Genomic DNA, 760 nt, shown 5'->3' with positions numbered 1-760 from the left:
TGGCCGAGTCGAGCGTGCGCAACCTGGTCGCCAAACTCCGCGCCGAGATCAGTGGCCCGACCGAGGTGATGGTGCCGCAGACCCACCCGCCAGCCGAGGAGGCCGAGGTTGACTTCGGTGAGTTCACCGCCGTGATCGCCGGCGTGGTGATGAAGGTGTTCATGTTCTGCATGCGCCTGTCGCATTCGGGCAAGGCGTTCCACTTCGCTTACGCCAACCAGGCCCAGGAATCGTTCTTCGACGGGCATGTTCGGGCGTTCGCCGCGCTTGGCGGGGTGCCGGTCGGGATGATCCGCTACGACAATCTCAAACCGGCGGTGACCAGGGTGGCGCTTGGCCGCGACCGGTTTGAGCACACCCGATTCGTGGCGTTGCGCTCGCATTACGGGTTCGATTCGTTCTACTGCATCCCCGGAAAGGACGGGGCCCATGAGAAGGGCGGCGTCGAGGGCGAGATCGGTCGGTTCCGGCGCCGACACCTGACCCCGGTACCGAAAGTGGACTCCCTGGCCGAGCTTAATGAGCTAATCGCCGCCGGTGATGCCCGCGATGATGCCCGGCGCATCGGCGCCCGGGCCGAGACCGTCGGCGCCGCCGCGGCCCGGGAACTGCCGCTGCTGCGGCCGCTACCGGCCGAGGTCTTCGATGTGGACGCCGTCCTGTCGTGCCGGGTCGATGCCAAAGCGCGAGTGTGCGTGCGCCAGTCCTACTACTCGGTGCCCGCACGTCACGTCGGGCGTCGTCTCGAGGTCCGCCTGGG

The 760-nt window shown here is 67.5% G+C and carries 1 protein-coding gene; it reads left to right on the top strand.

What is annotated here, in order from left to right:
* The coding region (gene istA, locus G6027_RS17225) for an IS21 family transposase (RefSeq protein WP_241727246.1) at positions 1 to 760 on the top strand (760 nt) is incomplete at both ends.

Source organism: Dietzia sp. SLG310A2-38A2 (genome assembly GCF_014145095.1).
Classification (GTDB): Bacteria; Actinomycetota; Actinomycetes; order Mycobacteriales; family Mycobacteriaceae; genus Dietzia.
Note: the sequence above shows the minus strand (reverse complement) of the source record. Positions and strands in the feature narration are given on the sequence as shown.